This is a genomic window from Actibacterium atlanticum, assembly GCF_000671395.1.
GTDB lineage: Bacteria > Pseudomonadota > Alphaproteobacteria > Rhodobacterales > Rhodobacteraceae > Actibacterium_D > Actibacterium_D atlanticum.
Window position 1 is genome coordinate 106,792 of sequence record NZ_AQQY01000005.1, and the last position, 21,861, is coordinate 128,652.

Sequence of the window (21,861 nt, forward strand, 5' to 3'; positions counted from 1 at the left end):
TCATCCCCCCTGTCGCGGCGTGACGATCTCAAGCCGGTCGCCTTCTGCCAATTCCTGGGCGTCGCGCGCGGTGGCCGGGACGAAGTTTTCGTTCACGGCAGTGGCCACCCGCTGATCGCCATAGCCCAGTTCATGCAACGCTTGTGCCAACGTGTTTGCGGCCACGTCGGTGTCGGTTCCGTTAACCGTGATCTTCATAGAAATCCTCCGGGGTTTTGCCGTCACAAATCAGATCGCCTACCAACTGCGCCAAGGCGGGGGTCAGCAAATAACCGTGGCGGAACAAACCGTTGACGTGGATCACATCGCCGATACGACGAATGCGCGGCAGGTTGTCGGCAAAGGCCGGGCGGGCGTCTGTGCCGATTTCCACTAGGTCGGCCTCACCGAACCCCGGATGCAGCGCATAGGCAGCGCTAAGCAATTCAAGCACCGAACGCACCGTGACGCGTTTGCGGTCTTCGCTTTCCAATTGCGTGGCGCCCAGCATGTAATGCCCGTCGCCACGGGGCACGATGTACAGCGGATAGCGCGGGTGTAGCAGCCGTACCGGGCGGCTGAGCGTGACATCCGGCGCGTTCAGGATCACCATTTCGCCCTTCACCCCGCGCAGATCGGGCAGAGCATCGCGGGCGGCCAATCCGCGGCAGTCAATGGTTTGACCTTGCGCAGTTCCCGCCTCAGAAATGAACTCTACCCCGCCGTCTTCCAGCTGAGTGCGCAGATGGGTCAACATCTGGCGCGGGTTGATGTGGGCCTCGTCCTTGAAGAACAGCGCGCGGTCGAAACGATCCGCCAAATGCGGCTCAATTTGCGATAGCGCGCTGCGATCCAGCGTTTCATGGCGCTCGGTACGGCGGGCGAACCGGTCCAGCTCTTGTGCGTCGCGGCTTAACGCGACGGCGACCGAGCCATTGTGAACAACGTCCACACCGTGCTGCGCGCACCAGTCCGCCGCCAGCTGACCAAGCCGCACGACAGGCTCTTCCGCGCTTTCGCCTTCGCAAAACGGCGCCAACATGCCACCTGCCCACCACGAACAGCCATGCGGCCCCGGTGCGGGTGCGGGATCATAGACGCGTAGGGCCACGCCGCGGGCGTGCAATTCCGTGGCGACGCTTAGGCCCACGATGCCCGCACCCAAAATGGTGATCGGCGCGGTCATGACCACACCTTGTGGAAGTGGTGTACCGGCCCATGCCCGGCACCAATGTTCAGGTCATCGGCGCGCAGGATCGCCTGATGCAACCAACCGTGCGCGGCGCGCACGGCTGTGTCGACAGACTGCCCCCGCGCCAGCCCGGCAGCAATGGCCGAAGACAAAGTGCAGCCCGTGCCATGGGTGTTGCGGGTTTCGATCCGGTCGGCTTTCAGCGCGATTTCAGCACCATTGATCAGCCAATCGGTGCAGATATCTCCGGCACCATGGCCGCCTTTCATCAGCACCGCCTTGGGCCCCAATGCCAGCAATTCCCGCCCCTGGCGCTGCAAACCATTGGGCGAAAGTTCTTCGGGTTGGTTTAGCAGGCAGGCGGCTTCGGGGATGTTGGGGGTCAGAACGGTGGCACGGGGCAGCAGGGTTTCACGCAACGCGCTGACAGCCTCGTTTGCCAGCAAAGCATCACCGGATTTGGCAATCATCACCGGGTCCAGAACGATGGGTCCGGTATAGCCTTCCAAAGCGCCCGCCACGGCCTCGATCACCTCAACCGAGGCCAACATGCCGATTTTCACGGCGCCGATGTCGATGTCATCCAGCACGACTTTGATCTGCGAAGCCACCAGCTCAGGCGCGATCGCCGCGACCCCGAAAACGCCCACAGTGTTTTGCGCTGTGATTGCTGTGATGGCCGATGTGCCAAACACGCCAAGCGCAGAAAATGTCTTTAGGTCGGCCTGTATTCCAGCGCCGCCACCGCTGTCAGAGCCTGCAATTGTCAGGGCTGCGGGGTGTTGTGTCATGGCTCTCTCCCAAGCGCAGGAACCGGATGACACGCGGCCTTTTTGCGGGGTTTCCCAAGGCCGAGCTCCGTTCCCTACGCCGATGTTAGTCGGATCAGGTTCGATGGGTTGGCCTGCGCCTCTCAGCCCGGTTTCCCAGGCACCCCAACGGATTTCCGTAACGTTACTGACAGGAACACGGCTTTGTAAACCCCAAGAAATCAAGCCCGGATTTCCGCAGGTTAGGGCCAACCGAATCGATGCTTTCGTCGCTTACGGGGAATTTTTTCCCAGAAAATCAACAAATTCCGTCTGGGGGCACTATAATAAGCTGTGTCGAACCGGCCGGGGTGATTCCTGTTGCTGGATGTAACTAGAAAAAAAACGAAGGTCCGACCCTTCGAAAAATGTCAAAGACACAGGGAGAAATCCATATGACATTCCGAATCCGCACAGCTTGTGCGGCCATCGCTCTGAGCGCATGTGCAGCCGGAGCGGCCCAAGCAGAATGCGGCGAAGTCACCATCACAGAAATGAACTGGGCGTCGAGCGCAGTGGTTACTCATGTTTCCAAGTTCCTGATGGAGCAAGGCTATGGCTGCACCGTCAGCACCGTGCCTTCTTCGACCGTTCCCGCTTTGGTGTCGGTCGCCGAAACCGGTACGCCCGACATTGTGACCGAGTTGTGGACGAACGGCGCACCGGCCTATGGTGAACTGCAGGACGCAGGCAAGATCGAAACTGTCGCCGACGTGCTGTCGGATGGCGGGATCGAAGGCTGGTGGGTGCCTCAGTATCTGGTCGATGAACACCCCGAACTCGCCACTGTCGAGGGCGTTCTGGCCAACAAAGACCTGCTGGGCGGCCGTTTCCACAACTGCCCCGATGGCTGGGCCTGTAAAAACACCAACAACGAGCTGACCCGCAACTTTGGTCTGGTCGATGCAGGCTTTGAAATATTCCTGCATGGCTCGGGTGAAACGCTGGCAACCTCGATCGCCTCGGCTTTTGAAAACAAAGAGCCTTGGATCGGGTACTACTGGGCGCCGACTGCGTTGCTGGGCAAATACCCGATGGTCTCGATCGATCTGGGTGTGCCCTATGACGAGGAAGTTTTCCTGTGTGCCGCTGACGCGGAATGCGATACGGATGGCAAATCCAGCTGGCCGGTTGGCCCTGTGAAAACCGTGGTGACCACGGACTTCTCGTCCAAGAACCCCGACATCGCGGCGCTGATGGGCAATGTTGCCTTTACCAACGCGCAGATGGGTGAGGTGCTTGCCTGGAAAGACGCCAACAGCGCCTCCAACGAAGAGGCCGCCGTGTACTTCCTGTCGACCTACAAAGATGTGTGGGCGGGCTGGATCAACGACGATGCCAAGGCCAAGCTGGCCGCGTTGTTGAAGTAAAATCACCGGACTTGTGGGGGCGCTGTTGGCGCCCCCTTTGCTGTCTGCGCTTCGGGTGCGGACGCGTCCGGAACAAGAGGATACCTTATGGCCACCTATGATGGCATGTTCGAGGCACTCGGTCTGAGCGACTGGTGCGAAAAAGATAGTTCTGGCGGCCCCATGACCATGGCCCAGCTGCTGGCCCAAAGTAACGGCGGCGCCGAGGAAAAGACCCCATTCTGGGAGACCCCGTTCCCTTCGCTGGATGAGCTGAACCAGTCCTGCGACGCAATCGCCCGCACGCGCGATATGACCAGCTGGGTAGAGAACCTGTTTCTGTCTGTGAAAGACGGGCTGAAATTGGTGCTCGACCCAATCACCCAACCGCTCAGCTGGGCGCTGGATGGCTCACTTTGGTTGTTTGAGACCCTGCCGTGGTTTGTCGTGATCCCGGCATTGTTGCTGATCGTCTGGTTTGCAACGCGGTCTTTGGCGCTGGTGGGCGGGGTGGCAGTATCATTTCTGTTTCTGGCCTTCATCGACCACTACACGCCTGCGATCCAGACCTTGTCGATCATCTTTGTCTGTACCGGGTTCAGCGTGGCGCTGGGCGTTCCCATCGGCATTTTGATGTCGCGGTCTGACACGTTGCAGCGCATATCCCTGCCGGTGCTGGACATGCTGCAAACCCTTCCAACCTTTGTGTATCTGATCCCGCTGATCTTTCTGTTCTCGGTCACGGAATCGAAACTCTATGGCGTGGCGATTATCCTCTACGCCATCGTGCCGGTGATCCGCCTGACGGATCTGGGCATTCGACTGGTCGATAAGGATGTGATCGAGGCGGCCGATGCCTTTGGCATGACCAGCCGGCAGAAACTGTTTGGCGTTCAGATCCCGCTGGCGCTGCCCAACATCATGGCAGGCGTCAACCAGACCATCATGATGAGCCTTGCGATGGTGGTGATCGCCTCGCTGGTGTCGGCCCCCGGATTGGGCGTTCTGGTGCTGCGCGGCATTCGCAACCTTGAGCTGGGTGTCGGGCTGGTGTCGGGCTTTGGTATCGTACTTCTGGCGATCTTGCTGGACCGCGTCACCAAGGCCTCGCTGAATCGTATCAACGCCGCGCAACCCCGATAAGGAGAGAGACAGATGAGCAAACAAGCGAAAGTCTCGATCAAGGGGCTGTACAAAATTTTCGGGGCCACGCCGGAGGCCATGTTGTCCGCCGTCTATGACGGGATCGGCAAAGACGATCTGTTGGAACAGCACGGCCACGTGCTGGGCCTGCAGGACATCAACGTCGACATGGCCCCGGGGGAAACCACGGTGATCATGGGTTTGTCAGGGTCTGGCAAATCGACCTTGATCCGTCACCTGAACCGTCTGATCGAACCCACCGCCGGGGAGGTTCTGATCGATGGCGAAAACGTGCTGGACTATGACGAGGCCCAGCTGCGCCGCCTTCGGCAGGAAAAGATGTCGATGGTGTTTCAGAAATTCGCGCTTTTGCCACATCGCACCGTTTTGCAGAACGCCGCCATGGCGCGGATCGTGCGCGGTGAAGAAGAGGCCGATGCCGAAAAAGCCGCCGCCAAGTGGCTGGATCGTGTCGGGCTGGCGGGTTTTGAGGATCACTATCCACATCAGCTGTCGGGCGGCATGCAACAACGTGTCGGGATCGCCCGCGCGCTGGCCAGCGACAGTGACATCATGCTGATGGACGAGGCGTTCTCGGCGCTTGACCCGCTGATCCGTACCGACATGCAGGACCTGCTGCTTGAGCTGCAGGAAGAGCTGCATAAAACCATCGTCTTTATCACCCATGATCTGGACGAGGCGCTGAAACTGGCCGACCATCTGGTCATCCTGAAAGACGGCTACGTGGTGCAACAGGGCGAGCCGCAGCACATCCTGCTGAACCCCAATGACCCCTATATCGAGGACTTTGTCAGCGATATTAACCGGGCGCGGGTGTTGCGGGTGCGCTCGGTCATGAAGCCGATCAATGGTACCACCAGCTTTGAGGGCGTGGTGGATGCCGATGACAATCTGGAAAAGCTGATCGAGATTTCCGGCGGCGACACCACCCATGCCTATAAGGTGCAGCGTGATGGCGAAGACGTCGGGGTGCTGAAGATGAAAGACTTGGTGCGCGCGCTGGTGCCTGCCGTACCGTCCTCGGACGAAAACACGCTGCGCTAGGCTAAACCGGGATGACATCCACCTGATGGGCGGTCTGATGACCGCCCTCCGACTTCAACGCCCCCTTTACCGGCGCGACGTCGCTGTAATCTCGCCCGATCGCAACCGAGATATGATCATTCGCCGCTAGGGTGTCATTGGTCGGGTCGATCTCGATCCAACCGGTTTCCGCACCGCACCACGCCCGTACCCAGGCATGCATCGCATCCGCCCCTTCCAGTCGGGGTTGGCCCGGCGGGGGATCGGTGCGTAAAAAGCCCGACACATACCCCGCCGGAATGCCCAGACTGCGCAGCGCGCTGATCATCACATGGCTGAGGTCCTGACACACACCGCGTTTGGCGTGAAACGCGTCCAGCGTCGTGGTCGAAACATCCGTGGCACTTGGATCAAAGCTGAAATGTTGATGCACCGCTTGGCTGACGGTTTTGACAGCGGCCAATACTGACATGTCCGCCGTCACCAGCTCTCGGGCGAAGGCGGCGATGTCGGGCTCCAAAGCGATGCGGGGTGATTTGCCCAAAAAGTGATGGGGGGACCAGTTCGCGATGGATTGCACCGCGCCGACCTCGGCCGCCATTCCGGCAAGTGGGCAGCTAAGATCCAGCCTCCCGCCCTTGGCGTCGCGTTGCACCCGGCCCTCAAAGGTGAACTCGACCCGTTCAAGGCGCCGCTCGTGCACCAGTTCGGACAGTTTGTTGCCAAAGAAATCAATCCGCTCGGCCCGGCTGCTGGCGGCCGGGGTGGCGGTGACATTGCTGAAAACAAGGTTTTGCCCCGGGCAAATGCGGGGTTGCAGGCGCAACAATGTCCGATGCACGGCAGCGGGCGTGTCATAGTCATAGGCGATTCTCAGACGGATATCGAACTGCATCGCATCCTCCCCCTAGCCCAGATAATACGCGGTGATGGCATCGGAAATTCCCGCCAGTTCGCCGCGTACCCCTGCAAGACGCTCGCCGGTCATCTCCTGTGGGGATGAAATGGCCAGATCGGTTTGCAGTTTCAGCATCAACCGTTCGACATCCGACATCGCTACGCGCTGCACTGCGTTGGCCAGACGGCGTTCTTCGTCATGCAGTTTATGCGCCTGAAACAGGATCGAGCGCGGATTGTCATCATCCAGCGCCAGCAGATCCACCACCGTATTGCGGCTGCTTTCCACCGAATACCGACGCCGGTGCGCCAAGGTGCTTTCGCCGATTTCCAATGCCACATCCAGGCTGCCGGTGGGCGCATCGGGCGCGGTAAACCGGATCAGCGTCGCGGCGATCTGATCCGCGCGTTCCAAAGCGCGGCCCATGGTCAGGAAACGCCAGCCCGAAAAGCGGAACATGTTTTCATGCACAAGGCCCGAGAAGCCAGCGGTTTTGCGCAGCAGCACTGACATGGCATGCATCGCGTCATCGCCCAGTTGCGCCCGCGTGGAGATATCGGCACTGGCGCGGCGCAGATCGTTCAGGGCGTTCCAGCCATCGGTGGAAAACTGATCGCGGATTTCCGAAGCACACGCGACCGACGCCCCCAACATGTCCAGAATCCCGTCAGGGACTGCGCGGTCTGGCGACAGGCCAAACTGTGTCAGATGCTCGGCGAAATACTCGACCAGAGGCAGAGCATCGGGGCCATGTGTGGCCAGCCGCCGGTTATAGGCCCGCAGCAGGCGCATGCTGGCCTCGGCCCGCTCCACATAGCGGCCCAGCCAGAACAGGTTATCTGCAGCGCGGGCGGGCAACTGGCTGGGCAGGCGTCGCATGAAGGGTTTCTTGGCCTGATGATCGGTCAGAGCTGCCTGTTTGCCGGGCTGATCGGTGACGATCCAGACGTCGGCCACCGTGCCGCCCTTTTGCATCGCCAGCGCCGTGGGGTCGGTGGTTTTGCCGATCCGGGCATAGCCGCCGGGCATCACTGTCCACCCTTTTTCGGTGCGCGCGGCAAAGACCCGCACAACCATCGGGCGGGGCACCAGTTTGCCGTCGATCATGGCGGGCGTCGTCGAAAGCGATACGGCTTCCTGCCCAACAAGCTTGCCTCCTTCAGCGGCCAGCCATTCGGCGACCGGGCGCTGGGCAGTGTCGCGGAACTTGCCTCCAAGGGCGGTGGTTGCACCCAGTTCAAACGGTAGCTGCGAGGACATCGCAGGCCCGATCATCATCCGGTCAAGGTTGTCCAGAACGAAAGCGCGTTCTTTTTCTTGCCCGCACCACCATGTGGCGATGTTTGGCAGCTTTAGCTGTGCGCCGGTCAACTGCTCGCAGATCCGCGGCAAAAAGGCCATCAGGGCGCGCGATTCCAGAACGCCCGAGCCAAGGCAGTTCACCATTGCCACCGCGCCTGACTGCAGCGCCGAGACCATCCCCGGCGTGCCAAGGGCTGAGGTTTCATCCAATTCCAGCGGGTCGGCAAAACGCGAGTCCAGCCGCCGCCACAGCACGCCTACTGGCTCGCGCCCGTGGATGGTGCGTACAGTCAGGGTGCCGTTTTCGACCTTCAGGTCGCCGCCTTCCAGCAGGTCAAACCCCAGATGGCGGGCGATATAGGCATGCTCAAAATAGGTGTCGGTGTGCTGGCCGGGGGTCAGGATACCGACGCGGCCCTCACTCTCTTGGCGAAGCCCATTCAGCGCGCTGCGAAAGCGGTTGAAGAACCCGCCAAGTCTTTCAACATTGGAGTTGGCAAAAAGTTCGCTAAAGACCCGACTGGTGGCCATGCGGTTTTCAATCGCGAACCCCGCGCCTGAAGGCGCCTGAGTGCGATCCCCCAGAACGAACCAGCCACCATCGGGTGAACGGCCAATCTCAAATGCCAGAAAATGCAGAAAATGGCCCGACCGCGGCTGTACCCCAACCAAAGGCCGCAGCCATTCGGGATTGCGCGCGACCAGCTCTGCGGGCAGCAGCCCATCGCGCACCATTGTGCCCGCGCCATAGAGATCGGCAGCGACCTGCTCCAGCAACTCGGCGCGCTGGATGATGCCGTCAGCCACCCCCTGCCATTCGTCGCCCGAGATGATCACCGGCACGTGGCTAAGCGGCCAGTCTCTTTCGGCGGACTCCGGCCCGGTGAACTGACGGTAATACACCCCGGCGTCATGCAGATATTGATCGCCCCGGGCAAAACGGGCCGCCAGTTGGTCTGAACTTTGCGTTGCAAGATGGCGCACCAGCGGCGACCAGACCGGGCGCAAAGCCCCGTCTTCAAACAGCTCGTCCGCGACCCCGCTTGGGGGCGCGTAATGATTCAGCAACGCTTTCATCCCGCCTTGTTACCTGCCGCGAAAGGATTCCCCAAGGATCATAGTCCGGGCGCGCGCCTTAAATCGAGCGTCATCGGGAACTCGGGATGCGGGCATTCATGCGCGGGCCAGTAACTGCCCGCCGTGTGGCCCATCTTTTCAAAGCGCGCCAGACGGCGGGCATCGGCCTCGTTGGTGTTGACGGGGAACGTGTCATAGTTGCGCCCACCGGGATGCGCGACGTGATAGGTGCACCCGCCAAGCGCGCGCCCTGTCCAGGTGTCAAAGACATCAAAGATCAGCGGCGCGTTGACGGGCAAAACCGGATGTAAGGCCTCGGCCGGTTGCCAGGCTTTGAACCGTACCCCGCCGACCGAGACACCGCTTTCGCCGGTGGCATGCAGCGGAATCTGGCGCTGATTACAGGCCACGATATAGCGTTCAGGGTTGGTTGTGGTCAGTTGCACCTGCATGCGCTCCACGGAACTGTCGGTATAGCGCACCGTGCCACCAATTGCGCCACGTTCCCCCATCACATGCCATGGTTCCAGTGCCTGACGCAGCTCCAGATGCACGCCGTCGTATTCCACTTCGCCGGCAAACGGAAAGCGGAACTCGCGCTGGGCTTCAAACCAATCAGCGCGCAGATCAAACCCGTGATCGGACAAATCACGCAGCACATCCATGAAGTCCTGCCACAGGAAGTAGGGCAGCATGAAACGATCATGCAATGCCGTGCCCCAGCGCACCGGTTTGCCCTTCAGCGGCTTGTCCCAGAACCGCGCCATCAAGGCGCGCAGCAGCACTTGTTGGGCAAGGCTCATCTTGGCATCGGGCGGCATTTCAAAACCGCGGAATTCAACAAGCCCTAAGCGCCCGGTGGGGCCGTCGGGAGAGAACAGCTTGTCGACGCAAATCTCGGCCCGGTGGGTGTTGCCGGTGACATCAATCAGGATGTTGCGCAGCAGACGGTCCAGGAGCCATGGCTGGGGCGGAACACCTTCGTCGGGCGAGGGGATCTGCGACAGCGCAATCTCAAGCTCATACAGCGTGTCATGGCGGGCTTCGTCGATACGCGGGGCCTGCGACGTCGGCCCGATGAACAACCCGGCAAACAGATACGACAAAGACGGATGGCGTTGCCAGTGCAGGATCAGCGAGCGCAGCAGATCGGGCCGCCGCAAGAACGGCGAGTCGTGTAGCGTTTCACCGCCTACGACCACATGGTTGCCACCGCCGGTGCCGGTGTGGCGGCCATCAATCATGAACTTGTCGGCCCCCAGACGGGTCTGACGGGCGTCCTCATAGACGCCTGTGGTGATGTCGACGCAGTCCTGCCAGCTGTGGGCGGGCTGGATATTGACCTCGATCACGCCCGGATCAGGCGCCACGCGGATCACGCTTAGCCGCGCGTCATCGGGCGGGGTGTAGCCTTCGATGTGGATCGGCAGGCCCAGTTCCTCGGCGGTGGCTTCGGCGTTCGCCAGAAGCTCCAGATAGTCATCCAGCGCTTCGACAGGCGGCATAAACAGGCACAGCTTGCCATCACGTGGTTCAATCGCAATGGCGGTGCGGACCGCGCCATCTTTTGGATCAATGCCTTGCTCTATGATCCGTTGGCGTGGTTGCCCTTCGTCCCGCGGGGCCGATGACGGTTGCACATGTTCGGGTGTCACCTCAGGGAGCGTGTCGGCCTCTTCGCGCGCGATGCGTTCCAGTTCTGCCATGATCTCCCGCCGTTTCTGGCTCCACTCGGCGTGAAAGTCAGGCAAGGGGGCAAGCGGAACGGAGGGGTCAGTCGTATAGATATACGGGTACTCAGCGGGCGGGACATGCGGCAGCGTGCCCAGCGGCAGGCGAAAGCCCACCGGGCTGTCACCGGGGATCAGGAACAAATGCCCACGCCGGGTTTTCCATGCTTCCGAGCGCCAGCGCTTGCCCGTTGCTTTGCTTTGCCAGCGTTGGATGGGCATTGCATAGCCTGCAGGCGTATCCAGACCGCGCGCGAACACCCGCGCGATACGGGCACGAACCTCGGGGTCTTTCAACTTGGAGTCTTCGGGGGTGACATTTTCTGGCAACCCGGCCTCTTTTAGGATCCACTCGGCGGGGTCCTCATAGGTGGGGCGCACGTAGTCGGGACCGATCCCAAGGTTTTCGGCGAATTTGGTCAGGAACTGATCCGCATTTTCGGGCGTGGCCGTGGACGGATCGGGGGTTTCCCCCGCAACCAGATCAGGGTTCTTCCACACCGGTTTGCCATCGCGCCGCCAATACAGCGAATAGGTCCAGCGCGGCAGGGTTTCGCCCGGATACCATTTGCCCTGACCGTAGTGCAGGAAGCCATTTGGTGCGAAACGGCTGCGCAACCGTCGGATCAGCTTATCGGCCAGATCACGTTTGGTGGGGCCAACAGCGCCTGTGTTCCATTCATCGGCCTCAAAATCGTCGATCGACACGAAAGTCGGCTCGCCCCCCATGGTCAGGCGCATATCCTGCTTGGCCATGATGTCGTCGATCTTGTTGCCAAGCGCGTCCAGCGCGTCCCAGGCTTCATCCGAAAACGGCTTGGTGATGCGCGGGTGTTCGGCGACCCGTTTCACCTCCATCTCAAAGTTGAAATCGACTTCGGCAAAGCTGGCCATGCCGCTGATCGGCGCGGCATTACGGTAATGCGGGGCTGAGCACAGCGGAATATGGCTTTCGCCCGTCAATAGGCCCGAAGTCGGGTCCAGCCCGATCCAGCCCGCACCGGGCAGGAACACCTCGCACCAAGCGTGCAGATCGGTGAAATCGTGGTCGGTGCCCGCAGGGCCATCCAAGGCCTCTAGATCGGGTTTCAGCTGGATCAGATAGCCCGAGGTGAACCGCGCCGCAAAGCCCAGATGGCGCAGCATTTGCACCAACAGCCACGAGGTATCCCGGCAGGAACCGCGCCCGTGCTGCAGGGTCTCTTCGGGGGTTTGCACACCCGGTTCCATGCGGATCACATAGCCGATGTCCTTTTCCAGCTGCGCGTTCAGCCCAACCAGAAAATCCACCGTGCGTTCTGCTTCGCGCGGCACCGTGTCCAGCAGCGCTTTCAGGCGCGGCCCGGCCGGTTCAGGGGTGCGATAGATCGTCAGATCGTCGATCAGCTCTTCGGGGTAGTCGAAGGGGAAGCTCTCGGCCTCTTCATCCACGAAGAAATCGAACGGGTTATAGACCGTCATATCGGCCACCAGATCGACCTCGATCTTCAGTTCGGTCACCGGCTCTGGGAAAACATAGCGCGCCATCCAGTTGCCGTACGGGTCTTGCTGGTGATTTACGAAATGTCCTTCGGGGCTGATCTTCAGCGAATGCGAGATCACCCGCGTGCGCGAATGCGGCGCCGGGCGCAGCCGGATGATCTGGGGCGCCAGCGTAACTGGGCGGTCGTATTTGTAATGGGTGAGGTGGTGGATGCTCGCCTTGATGGCCATGAGGTCTTCCATGTGGTCTTCGTTTCGATGATCACAGGCGCTGGAACGCGGAATGTAAAGTGGTCCGGCGAGAAATGATGAAATGTCTGGTCGCCGAAATTCATCAGCGACCAAGATTTGATCAGTGTTCTGACTACAGTTTCGATGCGTCCGCAGGTTCGGCGGGCTTGAACGCGGCAAGGACGCGCCGCGCGGCAAAAAAGACAGGATCATGGGTGTCTTTCAGGATTTGCACCCGGTCAAACCGGTCAGAGTCAGCGTTTACCGCGTCGCGCAGCGCCTGCCCAAAGGCCATGCGCAGCTCTGTGCCGATGTTGAACTTGCAAATACTGGAGCCGCGCGCCAGTGCCGAGCGTTGCGCCACAGGCACGCCTGAGCCGCCATGGATCACCAATGGCACCGTGGTGACAGCCTCAATCGCGCGGATGCGCTGCTCATCCAGCCCGCCTTCTTTGTCCTGCTGCAAGTGAACATTGCCCACCGATATCGCCATCGCATCCACTCCGGTTTCACGGGCAAATTGCGCGGCGTCATCTGGGTCGGTCCCGGCCGAGTTTTCACCCCCTGAATAGCCGACAAACCCGATCTCACCTTCGCAGGAAATCCCAGCATCATGCGCCATTTCTGCGATCCGCGCGGTTTCGTCGATGTTCTGGTTCAGCGGCTTGCGCGACCCGTCGAACATCAACGAGGTGAACCCGCTGTCTAACGCTTGCTTACACTCGTCAAACGTATAGCCATGATCCAGGTGTGCCACGACGGGCACGCTGGACTGTTCTGCCAGATGGCGGAACATTTTTCCCAACACAGGCAGGGGCGTGTGGTCGCGGCAACTGGGCCCCGCCTGCAAGATCACAGGCACAGATTCGGCCTCAGCAGCGGCGACATAGGCGCGCATTTCCTCCCAGCCTAAAGTGACCAGCCCGGCCACCGCATAGCCCCCGGACAGGGCTGGTTGAACGACGTCTTTCAGTGTTGCTAAGGTCATTTGAACTTTGCCACCATATCCATAATTCCCGGAATTGTTTGCAGCTGCGCTGCATGGGTTGGTTGAAAATACTGCGTCAGTGATCGCTGGCTAAGCCCGCCCAGAATGGTGAAGTAATACATCTGGTATCCGGGCAAAACGGCGCAGGGGTGATACCCTTTGTCGATCAGGACCGTTGAGCCATCAACGACGTGATAGGCGTCACCCGGCGTGTTCTCGGCGCGCTGAAGCATCTGAAGCCCCGAGCCATATTGCGGCTTGAAGCGAAAGTTATAGGTTTCGTCATGGCGGGTTTCGATCAGCGTGCCATCCGCGTCGCGGCGGTCGGTGTCATGCTTATGCGACGGAAACCCCGACCAGCCCCCTTCACCAACCGTATACAGTTCACTGACCAGCAGACGACCGACGCGGTCGTGGCAGTCGGCGCCCAGAATATGCTTGATTTTGCGATGGGTCTTGGTGTCGTCAGAGCCATACTGAACCACATCCAACTGATCGGCGCGCACATCGAACGGCGCCAGCACTTTGTCGTATTTGGCTCCGGCTATGAAGGTCTCTGTGGTGTCGGTTTTACAGGTAAGGCGCACCTTGGCACCGACCGGCGCATAGACACCTTCTGGGTCGCCATCCCAAACATCCGCAGTGCGGTTGCCCAGATCATGAAAGCGAGCACCGTCCACCTTAACATCCACCGTGCCGGTGGCGGGTACAATGCAGGTTTCATAGCCGGGCAGGGCGTACTCGAACACCTCGCCCCGGTTCAGTTTGACGATGTTGAAATAGTTCAGGGGCACCCGCGCGTCCTCGACATCGACGATGGGCCGGTTCTTGTTGTCGTAAGGGGCAATATGCATGGCGTGTCCTTTCAGCAATCGGTGGCGCCGGGATGCGAATCCAAAAAGGTCTCCAGCTCGGCTGTGGTGGGCATGGCGCCAGCACAGCCGGGCTGTGACACAACGATCGACGCACAGGCCGAGCCGCGCAGGACCGCGCTGCGCAGGTCATGCCCCGCCGCGACAGAGGCCAGCATTCCGGCCATGAAACTGTCTCCGGCGCCGTTAGGTTTAACGGCAGTGACGGGGAAGATGCCGGTGCGGATTTCCTGCTGTGCCGTAAGGGTGATCGCGCCCTGATGCCCCATTTTATAGATCACCAGTTTGCCTTTCGCGGCCAGTTCGCGGGCCTTATCCAACCCCTTGTCCAAACCGCCCGCCATAAAACCAAACTCCTCGTCATTGCCGACGATCAGATCGCTTTCGTCGCCGGCGCGGCTTAACACCTGCGCCGCCACATCCGCCGAAGGCCAGCTGTACGGGCGGTAATCAATGTCAAAGATCACAGGCAACCCGGCAGCTCGGCCCTGTTCAAACGCATGAAAAGTAGCGCTGCGCGAAGGTTCAGCCGCAAAAACCGTACCGGCGGTGATCAGTGCGCTGAAACGGGTGTAATCGACCGCGTCCATGTCTTTGGCGGTGACCTGAAAGTCGGCCGCCCCGTTGCGATAAATGACATTTTGAAAGTCTTCTAAACGGCTTTCATAAACGGCCAGCGAGGTTCGCGCCTCGCCCCCTACGGTGCGCACATAGCGGGTGTCGACGCCGTAGTCTCGTAGCCGGTTCATACAAAAGCGCCCGACCGCGTCATCCGATACCGAAGTCACCAATGCGCTGGTGCAGCCAAGTTTCGTAAGCCCGACGCAAATGTTGGCAGACGAGCCGCCTAAATCTGCGCGAAACGCTTTGGCATCTTCGCTTTTTACCCCAACCGGATCAGCGAAAACATCCATGCCCGCCCGCCCGAACACGGCGAAGTCTCCTTTGCGAATGGCGTCTAAAACTTTCATCTGCGCAGCCCTTTTTGCCTTGCCATACAGGTTCATGCGCCTGCATCCGTCGCCCCGGTCTGGGAAAAAACTTTGGCGGGCGTCTGAATGGCGCTTGCGCGCTTTGTAGACTCGCGGTACGGTTTTTGCAACCGGTTGCAAACCGTGAAATGAGTCAGGGAGGACCGAGGAGTGACTCAGATCGGCGTTGGTATTTTGGGGGGTGGCTACATGGGCAAGGCCCATGCCGTGGCCATGTCTTCGGTCGGGGCTGTATTCAATACGGCGCTGCGGCCGCGGCTTGAAATGGTGTGCGCAACGACTGATGAAAGCGCCGAGCGCTATCGCCAGTCCTATGGGTTTGCGCGTGCCACTAGCGATTGGCGGGCGTTGGTAGAGGACGACAAGGTCGAGGCCATTGTCATCGCGACGCCGCAGGAAATGCATCGCCCCATCGCCGAAGCTGCCTTTGCCAGGGGGAAGCCGGTTTTGTGTGAAAAGCCGTTGGGCGCGTCACTGAACGATAGTGCCGCGATGGTCGCCGCCGCCGAGGCCGCAGGCGTGGCAAATATGGTCGGGTTTAACTACATCCGAACCCCGGCCAGCCAATACGCCCGGCAGCTGATCGCTGCGGGGGAAATCGGTGAAATCACGTGGTTTCGTGGCGAGCATACCGAAGATTTCTATGCTGATCCCAAGACCCCGGCGACTTGGCGTACCAGCGGCAAGGCCAATGGTACGATGGGCGATCTGGCGCCACATATGGTCAACGCCGCGCTGGCGCTGATGGGGCCAATAGAGCGCGTGTTGGCCGAGGTTGAAACCGTTCACGCGACCCGACCCGGTGGCAAAGTCACGAACGACGACCACGCGCAGATGATGGTGCGTTTTGCCAATGGCGCGATGGGGTCGATGTATTTCAGCCGCATCGCAACCGGGCGCAAGATGGGTTATGCCTATGAAATATCAGGGACAAAAGGCGCGATCCGTTTCGATCAAGAGGATCAGAACGCGCTGTGGCTCTATCGGATGGACGAGCCCGAGGCGGAACGTGGCTTTCGCAAAATCCTGACCGGCCCTGCCCACCCAGATTACGAACCCTTCTGCCAAGGGCCCGGCCATGGCACGGGCTATCAGGATCAGATCATCATCGAAGCGCGAGACTTTTTGCAGGCGATTGAAACTGGCGCGCCGGTCTGGCCCACCTTTCGGGACGGCCACGAGGTCAACCGGGTGATTGCAGCGGGGTTTGCCTCGGATGCGGCGCAAACTTGGAAGTTTATCAAAGACTTCTGAACAATGGAGGCTCGCCCGAATGAGCATCAAGATTGCCAACGCGCCTTGTTCCTGGGGGGTTGAATTCGCGGATGATCCGCGCAACCCGTCTTGGCAAACGGTGCTGAAAGAATGCGCCCAAGCGGGCTATACCGGCATTGAGCTGGGCCCGGTGGGTTTCATGCCAGAAGACCCCGCTGTTCTAGGCGACGCCTTGGCCGAGCATGATCTTGAACTTGTCGGCGGCGTGGTGTTTCGCCCGTTCCATGATCCGGCTGCCTGGGACGAGGTGCTGGACGCTACGCATCGCACTGCCCGTGCGCTGAGGGCGCATGGGGCGCAGCATCTGGTGCTGATCGACTCGATTTCGCCGCGCCGTGCACCCACGGCGGGCCGTGCGGCAGAGGCAGAGCAGATGGAGGCCGCAGAGTGGGCCGCTTTTCGCGACCGCATTGCCCAAAGCGCCCGCATCGGCGTTGAGGAATACGGCCTGACGGTTGGTATTCATGCCCATGCCGCCGGGTTCATCGACTTTGAGCCAGAGCTGGAACGCCTGCTGGACGAGGTTGACGAAAAGATCCTAAAGATTTGTTTCGATACCGGTCATCACTCCTATGCGGGCTATGATCCGGTGGCCTTCATGAAGCGGCATGCAGACCGTATTTCCTATATGCATTTCAAAGACATAGACCCAAAGGTCAAGGCCGGGGTAATCGCCAATCGCACCGGGTTCTATGACGCCTGCGGTCAGGGGATATTTTGCAAGCTGGGGCAGGGGGATGTGGATTTTCCGGCGGTGCGGCAGGTGCTGTTGGATGCGGGGTTCAGCGGCTGGTGTACAGTCGAACAGGACATCGACCCGACGCTGGATGTCACCCCGCGTGAGGACAACCGATACAATCGCGAATACCTGAAAAGCATCGGTTTTTAGCGATACACAAGTGATGCACAAGCGATGCACATCCCATGCATACGCGGTGCGGATTGGCAGTAGGGAGCAATGCCATGACGAAACTGAAATGGGGCATGATCGGGGGCGGCGAAGGCAGCCAGATCGGACCGGCACACCGGTTGGGCGCGCTGGCAGACGGGCGGTTTGAAATGACCGCGGGTGCGCTGGATCATCGGCCCGAGGCCGGGCGCGCCTATGCCCGGACACTTGGGATCGCGGCCGACCGCGCCTATGGCGATTGGCAGGAAATGCTGGCGGGTGAAAAGGACCGGAAGGATCGGATTGATCTGGTGACCGTCGCCACCCCCAATGCCACGCATTTTGAGATCACCAAAGCCTATCTGGAGGCGGGCTTTAACGTGCTGTGCGAAAAGCCGATGACCATGACGGTGGAGGAGGGCGAGGAGATCGTCCGCGTGGCCGAAAAATCCGGCAAGATCTGCGCCGTGAACTATTGCTACAGTGCCTATCCCATGGTGCGACAGGCCCGCGCCATGGTGCGCGCAGCAGAGATCGGCAAGGTGCGGCTGGTCGTGACCAATTTCGCCCACGGCCATCACGGCGATGCCACGGATGCCGACAATCCGCGCGTGCGCTGGCGCTATGATCCGGCGATGGCTGGCGTTTCAGGCCAGTTTGCCGATTGCGGCATTCATGCGCTGCACATGGCCAGTTTCATCTGCGATGATAAGGTCAAAACGCTGAGCGCCGATTTCGCGTCAACCATCCCAAGCCGCGTCTTGGAGGATGACGCGATGGTCAATTTCCGGATGGAAGGCGGCACGGTGGGGCGGTTGTGGACCAGCTCGGTTGCGATTGGGCGGCAGCACGGGTTCGACATTCAGGTGTTCGGGGAAACCGGAGGGCTGCGCTGGGCCTCGGAACAGCCCAACCAGCTGATCTATACCCCCGTGGGGGGACGCACACAGATCATCGAAAAAGGCGAAAGCGGGCTGCATGAAGATGCGCAGCGGCTGAGCCGTGTCGCCATCGCGCACCCCGAAGGGTTTCCTTTGGCCGTGGCCAATATCTATTGCGATCTGGCAGATGCGATTGCGGGCGAGGCACGCGACGGGTTGCCCAATGCCGCTGATGGCGTGCGGTCGATGGCGGCGGTGCACACGGCGGTGGCGTCCGCCCAAGAGGGCGGAGCGTGGTTGGACGCCCGGCCTTCGATCTTCAGGGATTAGAGCAGGGCGCGCTTACGGCTTTGGCCGAAGGGTGGCGCGCTCGATCACTGAACAGGGGTAAATGCGCGCCTCGGGCAGACGCTCGGGCGTGTCCAGCATCGCGACCATCAGTTCGATCGAGGAGTCCACGATTTGCCCGATTGGCTGGTGGATCGTGGTCAGGTTGATGTTTTCCCAGCGCGACATTTCCATGTCGTTCAGCCCGATGATCCCGATATCATCCGGGCAGGACAGCCCGCTGTCCTTGATCGCCGAGAGCGCCCCGATCGAGAGCACATCATCGCCGCAGAAATACGCCTGCGCCGGGGTGTCCTGCAGCAGGCGCATCATCGCCTGACGGCCCGCGTCAAACGAATAAGCGCTGGCGAAGCTGGAAGTGGTTGCGATCTGCGGGTGGTTTGCCATTTGTGACATGAACCCGGTATGGCGATCCTGGGTCGAGGTGGCGCTTTGCGGCCCGCCAAGGAACGCCACCCGGCTGTACCCCCGCGCCACCAGTTCGCGCGCCGCCATTCGCCCGCATTCCACGTTGTCGATCCCGACGACATGCACCTGCGGGGTTGTGGCCGACCGGCCAAAGGCATGCACCACCGGGATGCCCGCATCGCGGAAGGCTTTGGAAAACAATGCTGGTAAGGTCGACGATGCCACGATCACCCCATCCACCGAATATTGCCGCATCATGCGGACAGAGTTTTCCGGGTCTACCTCGTCTGACAGGTTCACCAGCAGTGGGCGCAATCCGCTGTCTTGCAGGCCGCGGGTAAAGCGGTCAAAGACCTCCAGAAAGATCGGGTTGTGGAAGTTGTTCGACACCAGCCCGATCAGTTTCGTGCGCCCGGTGGTCAGGGACGATGCCAGCGCGTTGGGGCTATAGCCCAGTTCTTTTGCGGCTTTTTCCACCTTGCGGCGCATCTTGGCCGAGACTGAGGCGCCATCGGTAAAAGTGCGCGACACGGCCGAGCGGGACACTCCGGCACGTTCGGCGACCTCTTTCAGCGTGACGGCCATTGCAAGCAGCCCCCATTGGGTTGACGGTTCAGATGATGACCGCACCATGAACGCCGGCGCGTTGAAACGCAACCGGTTGCAAGTATACGGCCCTTAGGCGGGATCAGCAGGCGTACGTGGGGCTGTCAGAGCATATACAAACTCTCGGGGTGAAGGGCTTAGGTGGCGTCAGGCCCCATGATCATCCAATGGGTGCCAAAACGATCCTTGGTCATGCCAAATCCCTGGCTGAAAAACGTGGCTTCAAACGGCATGATGACCTCGCCGCCCTCATTCAGCTGATCATAAAGCCCCTTGGCCCTTTCAACCGTGTCGCAGCTATACGACACCGACACCGCCTGCTGCGGCAACCCCGGAAAGCCCACCGGGTTGTCCGAGGCCATCAGCAACGACCCGTCGGGCAAAGCGAACTGCGCATGCATGATCCGGTCCGAGGGCGGCATGCCTGCATCTTCGGGCGCGTCGTGATAGGTCATCGACATCATGTCAGAACCGCCAAACACCTTCATATAAAACGCCATCGCCTCGGCGCAGCAGTCCTCGAAATGGATATAGGGGATAAAGGGCATGGGAACCTCGTAATTTTAACCTTTCGCCCCGTCAGCCTAGCACAGCCCGCATTGCGCAACCGACCACAAACGCATAGAAGGCCCCAAAATCAGATGATGGAGGCCCGCTATGGGGTTCAAAACCGGTATCGTGGGCCTGCCCAACGTGGGCAAATCGACCCTGTTTAACGCGCTGACGAAAACCGCAGCGGCGCAGGCGGCGAACTTCCCGTTCTGCACCATTGAACCCAACGTGGGCGAAGTGGCCGTGCCCGACGCGCGGCTGGACAATCTGGCCGAACTGGCGGGCTCCAAACAGATCATCCCCTCGCGCATGACCTTTGTGGACATCGCCGGTCTGGTGAAAGGCGCGTCCAAGGGCGAAGGCCTGGGCAACCAGTTCCTGGCCAACATCCGCGAATGTGACGCCATCGCCCACGTCCTGCGCTGTTTCGAAGACGGCGATGTCACCCATGTGGAAGGCCGCGTGAACCCCGTCGAAGACGCCGAGGTGATCGAGACCGAGCTGATGCTGGCCGACATGGAAAGCATCGAAAAGCGTCTGCAAAACATCGTGCGCAAAGTGCGCGGCGGCGACAAAGAAGCGGTTCAACAAGAACGCCTGCTGCGCGCCGCGATGGACGCGCTGGAAAACGGCAAACCGGCCCGCACGGTTGAGGTGGACGAAGAAGACGCCAAAGCCTGGGCCATGCTGCAACTGCTGACCACCAAGCCGATCCTTTATGTCTGCAACGTGGCCGAAGACGAAGCGTCTGAGGGCAACGAACACTCTGCCGCTGTCGCTAAGATGGCCGCTGATCAAGGCGCGGCCTCGGTCGTGATTTCCGCCAAGATCGAAGAGGAAATCAGTCAGTTGGACGCGGATGAGGCCGAGATGTTCCTGGGCGAACTGGGCCTTGAAGAAGCGGGCCTCGACCGCCTGATCCGCGCCGGGCACACCCTGCTGAACCTGCAAACCTATTTCACCGTCGGCCCCAAAGAGGCTCGCGCCTGGACCATCCCCATCGGCGCCTCGGCCCCGCAAGCGGCAGGCGTCATCCACGGCGATTTCGAAAAAGGTTTCATCCGCGCCGAAACCATCGCCTATGACGACTTCATCGCCGCCGGCAGCGAACAAGCCGCCAAAGAGGCCGGCAAAATGCGCGCGGAAGGCAAGGGCTACGTGGTGCAAGACGGCGACGTGATGCACTTCTTGTTCAATACCTGATACCTCCCAGAAGAGATGTTTCCTGTGCCAAGCGGAGAACAAGGCAAGGAAGGTGTCGACTTGTGACGGTCCTGGCCCCAAAAGGGCCCCGGATTGCGCATCTTGGTGCTCGATCAGCCTAAGTGACTGGCGTGCTTGCAGAAATGCGGTGGCTCTTGCTTAAAGTACCAAGAATTTACTCAGGAAAAGTGCTGCCACCGCCCGCATGCCACGCAAGGGAAGCAAGCGCGGGAAATCGAAAGAAATCCTACGCAATCAGGGTTTGCTTCAAGTCCGGAAAAACAAAAGAAAAGGCCGCCCGAGGCGACCCAATCAAACACACAAAACTGTATGGTGGCGGAGACGAAGGGATTCGAACCCTCGAGACGGTTTCCCGCCTACTCCCTTAGCAGGGGAGCGCCTTCGACCACTCGGCCACGTCTCCGTCGACCCGTTTATCGAGACTGGCGACGGGGGGCAAGAGGGGCGCGCGAAGAAATCTTAGCTGCGCGCGCGAGGGGCCGTTTCGGGGCATGCACATCCCATGCACAACCGATGCACATTCCATGCATACGCCCCGCAGATCGCGCATCCGGTGGTTGATCGACCCCGAACCTGCGTTAAGCTGCCCA

General features: G+C 60.4%; 18 protein-coding genes, 1 tRNA gene and 1 riboswitch. Of the genes, 7 read left to right on the forward strand and 12 right to left on the reverse strand.

Annotated elements, in window-relative coordinates; translation table 11 throughout:
- Genes thiS through thiD form a run of 3 tightly spaced genes read right to left on the reverse strand, consistent with a single transcriptional unit; the run spans position 1 to position 1,962 of the window.
- Positions 1–198 carry a sulfur carrier protein ThiS gene (gene thiS, locus ATO10_RS09160; protein ID WP_035250781.1) on the reverse strand — a complete coding sequence of 66 codons (198 nt, stop codon included), beginning with the start codon at positions 196–198 and terminating at the stop codon, positions 1–3.
- On the reverse strand, positions 182–1,165 hold the full coding sequence (locus ATO10_RS09165) for an FAD-dependent oxidoreductase (RefSeq protein ID WP_035250784.1): 984 nt from the start codon (positions 1,163–1,165) through the stop codon (positions 182–184). Before ATO10_RS09165 ends, thiS begins: the two co-directional genes overlap by 17 nt.
- The gene (thiD, locus tag ATO10_RS09170; RefSeq protein WP_035250786.1) at positions 1,162–1,962 is read right to left on the reverse strand and encodes a bifunctional hydroxymethylpyrimidine kinase/phosphomethylpyrimidine kinase; all 801 of its coding nucleotides are present in this window, start codon (positions 1,960–1,962) and stop codon (positions 1,162–1,164) included. The genes ATO10_RS09165 and thiD overlap by 4 nt, the downstream gene beginning before the upstream one ends.
- Positions 1,963–2,016: 54 nt before the next feature.
- Positions 2,017–2,119, reverse strand: a riboswitch (TPP riboswitch).
- Between the two features lie 256 nt (positions 2,120–2,375).
- On the opposite strand from thiD, the gene ATO10_RS09175 reads away from it, so the two are divergent.
- From ATO10_RS09175 to ATO10_RS09185, 3 genes are all read left to right on the forward strand, one after another.
- Positions 2,376–3,350 carry an ABC transporter substrate-binding protein gene (locus ATO10_RS09175; RefSeq protein WP_035250789.1) on the forward strand — a complete coding sequence of 325 codons (975 nt, stop codon included), beginning with the start codon at positions 2,376–2,378 and terminating at the stop codon, positions 3,348–3,350.
- Positions 3,351–3,437: 87 nt separating this feature from the next.
- The gene (locus ATO10_RS09180) at positions 3,438–4,472 is read left to right on the forward strand and encodes an ABC transporter permease (protein WP_035250791.1); all 1,035 of its coding nucleotides are present in this window, start codon (positions 3,438–3,440) and stop codon (positions 4,470–4,472) included.
- Between the two features lie 12 nt (positions 4,473–4,484).
- The gene (locus ATO10_RS09185; RefSeq protein WP_035250793.1) at positions 4,485–5,537 is read left to right on the forward strand and encodes a quaternary amine ABC transporter ATP-binding protein; all 1,053 of its coding nucleotides are present in this window, start codon (positions 4,485–4,487) and stop codon (positions 5,535–5,537) included.
- A 1-nt stretch (position 5,538) separates the two neighbouring features.
- Here ATO10_RS09185 and ATO10_RS09190 read toward each other — a convergent pair whose 3' ends face one another.
- The 6 genes from ATO10_RS09190 to iolC all read right to left on the reverse strand — a co-directional run bounded on the left by ATO10_RS09190 (position 5,539) and on the right by iolC (position 15,067).
- A complete protein-coding gene (locus ATO10_RS09190; RefSeq protein WP_035250795.1) occupies positions 5,539–6,411 on the reverse strand; it encodes a transglutaminase family protein in 873 nt (290 codons plus the stop codon).
- Positions 6,412–6,423: 12 nt separating this feature from the next.
- Positions 6,424–8,793 (reverse strand): circularly permuted type 2 ATP-grasp protein, encoded by a 2,370-nt coding sequence (locus ATO10_RS09195; protein WP_035250796.1) that lies wholly within the window; start codon positions 8,791–8,793, stop codon positions 6,424–6,426.
- Between the two features lie 38 nt (positions 8,794–8,831).
- Positions 8,832–12,236: a transglutaminase family protein gene (locus ATO10_RS09200; RefSeq protein ID WP_035250798.1), complete on the reverse strand. Its 3,405-nt coding sequence runs from the start codon at positions 12,234–12,236 to the stop codon at positions 8,832–8,834.
- Positions 12,237–12,369: 133 nt separating this feature from the next.
- Positions 12,370–13,224 (reverse strand): class II fructose-bisphosphate aldolase, encoded by an 855-nt coding sequence (locus tag ATO10_RS09205; RefSeq protein WP_035250800.1) that lies wholly within the window; start codon positions 13,222–13,224, stop codon positions 12,370–12,372.
- The gene (locus tag ATO10_RS09210; RefSeq protein WP_035250802.1) at positions 13,221–14,078 is read right to left on the reverse strand and encodes a 5-deoxy-glucuronate isomerase; all 858 of its coding nucleotides are present in this window, start codon (positions 14,076–14,078) and stop codon (positions 13,221–13,223) included. Before ATO10_RS09210 ends, ATO10_RS09205 begins: the two co-directional genes overlap by 4 nt.
- A gap of 11 nt (positions 14,079–14,089) precedes the next feature.
- Positions 14,090–15,067: a 5-dehydro-2-deoxygluconokinase gene (gene iolC / locus ATO10_RS09215; RefSeq protein ID WP_035251029.1), complete on the reverse strand. Its 978-nt coding sequence runs from the start codon at positions 15,065–15,067 to the stop codon at positions 14,090–14,092.
- Between the two features lie 171 nt (positions 15,068–15,238).
- On the opposite strand from iolC, the gene ATO10_RS09220 reads away from it, so the two are divergent.
- From ATO10_RS09220 to ATO10_RS09230, 3 genes are all read left to right on the forward strand, one after another.
- Positions 15,239–16,342 (forward strand): Gfo/Idh/MocA family protein, encoded by a 1,104-nt coding sequence (locus tag ATO10_RS09220; RefSeq protein WP_035250804.1) that lies wholly within the window; start codon positions 15,239–15,241, stop codon positions 16,340–16,342.
- Positions 16,343–16,361: 19 nt separating this feature from the next.
- Positions 16,362–17,252: a sugar phosphate isomerase/epimerase family protein gene (locus ATO10_RS09225; RefSeq protein ID WP_035250806.1), complete on the forward strand. Its 891-nt coding sequence runs from the start codon at positions 16,362–16,364 to the stop codon at positions 17,250–17,252.
- A gap of 74 nt (positions 17,253–17,326) precedes the next feature.
- Positions 17,327–18,463, forward strand: a complete 1,137-nt coding sequence (locus tag ATO10_RS09230) for a Gfo/Idh/MocA family protein (protein WP_035250808.1) — start codon at positions 17,327–17,329, stop codon at positions 18,461–18,463.
- 12 nt (positions 18,464–18,475) lie between these two features.
- On the opposite strand, the gene ATO10_RS09235 is transcribed toward ATO10_RS09230, so the two are convergent.
- Complete coding sequence (locus ATO10_RS09235) at positions 18,476–19,474, reverse strand: LacI family DNA-binding transcriptional regulator (RefSeq protein ID WP_035250810.1); 999 nt, start codon at positions 19,472–19,474, stop codon at positions 18,476–18,478.
- Between the two features lie 158 nt (positions 19,475–19,632).
- The gene (locus ATO10_RS09240) at positions 19,633–20,043 is read right to left on the reverse strand and encodes a VOC family protein (protein WP_035250812.1); all 411 of its coding nucleotides are present in this window, start codon (positions 20,041–20,043) and stop codon (positions 19,633–19,635) included.
- Between the two features lie 109 nt (positions 20,044–20,152).
- Between ATO10_RS09240 and ychF the strand changes: the two genes are divergently transcribed.
- Positions 20,153–21,250 (forward strand): redox-regulated ATPase YchF, encoded by a 1,098-nt coding sequence (gene ychF, locus ATO10_RS09245; protein WP_035250813.1) that lies wholly within the window; start codon positions 20,153–20,155, stop codon positions 21,248–21,250.
- A 334-nt stretch (positions 21,251–21,584) separates the two neighbouring features.
- Here ychF and ATO10_RS09250 read toward each other — a convergent pair.
- Positions 21,585–21,674, reverse strand: a tRNA-Ser gene (locus ATO10_RS09250).
- Positions 21,675–21,861 lie beyond the last annotated feature (187 nt).

What these genes read in the sequence shown, in the direction of transcription:
- ATO10_RS09240 (WP_035250812.1), bottom strand. Translation starts at nt 20,043, where the DNA reads ATGCCCTTTATCCCCTATATCCATTTCGAGGACTGCTGCGCCGAGGCG.
- iolC (WP_035251029.1), bottom strand. Translation starts at nt 15,067, where the DNA reads ATGAAAGTTTTAGACGCCATTCGCAAAGGAGACTTCGCCGTGTTCGGG.
- ATO10_RS09225 (WP_035250806.1), top strand. Translation starts at nt 16,362, where the DNA reads ATGAGCATCAAGATTGCCAACGCGCCTTGTTCCTGGGGGGTTGAATTC.
- ATO10_RS09235 (WP_035250810.1), bottom strand. Translation starts at nt 19,474, where the DNA reads ATGGCCGTCACGCTGAAAGAGGTCGCCGAACGTGCCGGAGTGTCCCGC.
- thiD (WP_035250786.1), bottom strand. Translation starts at nt 1,962, where the DNA reads ATGACACAACACCCCGCAGCCCTGACAATTGCAGGCTCTGACAGCGGT.
- ATO10_RS09185 (WP_035250793.1), top strand. Translation starts at nt 4,485, where the DNA reads ATGAGCAAACAAGCGAAAGTCTCGATCAAGGGGCTGTACAAAATTTTC.
- ATO10_RS09180 (WP_035250791.1), top strand. Translation starts at nt 3,438, where the DNA reads ATGGCCACCTATGATGGCATGTTCGAGGCACTCGGTCTGAGCGACTGG.
- ychF (WP_035250813.1), top strand. Translation starts at nt 20,153, where the DNA reads ATGGGGTTCAAAACCGGTATCGTGGGCCTGCCCAACGTGGGCAAATCG.
- ATO10_RS09205 (WP_035250800.1), bottom strand. Translation starts at nt 13,224, where the DNA reads ATGACCTTAGCAACACTGAAAGACGTCGTTCAACCAGCCCTGTCCGGG.
- ATO10_RS09230 (WP_035250808.1), top strand. Translation starts at nt 17,327, where the DNA reads ATGACGAAACTGAAATGGGGCATGATCGGGGGCGGCGAAGGCAGCCAG.
- ATO10_RS09165 (WP_035250784.1), bottom strand. Translation starts at nt 1,165, where the DNA reads ATGACCGCGCCGATCACCATTTTGGGTGCGGGCATCGTGGGCCTAAGC.
- ATO10_RS09200 (WP_035250798.1), bottom strand. Translation starts at nt 12,236, where the DNA reads ATGGCCATCAAGGCGAGCATCCACCACCTCACCCATTACAAATACGAC.
- ATO10_RS09210 (WP_035250802.1), bottom strand. Translation starts at nt 14,078, where the DNA reads ATGCATATTGCCCCTTACGACAACAAGAACCGGCCCATCGTCGATGTC.
- ATO10_RS09195 (WP_035250796.1), bottom strand. Translation starts at nt 8,793, where the DNA reads ATGAAAGCGTTGCTGAATCATTACGCGCCCCCAAGCGGGGTCGCGGAC.
- ATO10_RS09190 (WP_035250795.1), bottom strand. Translation starts at nt 6,411, where the DNA reads ATGCAGTTCGATATCCGTCTGAGAATCGCCTATGACTATGACACGCCC.
- thiS (WP_035250781.1), bottom strand. Translation starts at nt 198, where the DNA reads ATGAAGATCACGGTTAACGGAACCGACACCGACGTGGCCGCAAACACG.
- ATO10_RS09175 (WP_035250789.1), top strand. Translation starts at nt 2,376, where the DNA reads ATGACATTCCGAATCCGCACAGCTTGTGCGGCCATCGCTCTGAGCGCA.